This is a genomic window from Leucobacter japonicus (assembly GCF_001273855.1).
GTDB lineage: Bacteria > Actinomycetota > Actinomycetes > Actinomycetales > Microbacteriaceae > Leucobacter > Leucobacter japonicus.
The window spans coordinates 1-231 of record NZ_JHBX01000122.1; the positions used below are offsets into that span (position 1 = coordinate 1).

The window sequence follows — 231 nt, forward strand, 5'->3', positions numbered from 1 at the left end:
AGATGTGTATAAGTGACGGGTTCCTCATGCAAGCCCTGCGCATCCTCTCCCTCGTTCTAGTCTCCTTGGCGCTATCCGTCTCGACGGCTTTGGCCGAGCCTCTATCCACGCAAGACAAGGCCAAGCAAGTCTGGCAATTGCTGGACTACCTTGCCGTTGACTATGGCGGTTCAGTCAACGATGGCCGCATCACCAATCGCGGCTGTCTCTTATTCACATCTCCGAGCCCCC

At 56.3% G+C, this 231-nt stretch carries 1 protein-coding gene; it reads left to right on the top strand.

Annotated features, from left to right (window positions below; genetic code table 11):
* Window positions 1–26: 26 nt before the first annotated feature.
* Window positions 27–231, top strand: a 205-nt coding sequence (locus AMS67_RS17885) for a hypothetical protein (protein ID WP_206541768.1), incomplete at its 3' end; no start/stop codon positions are given.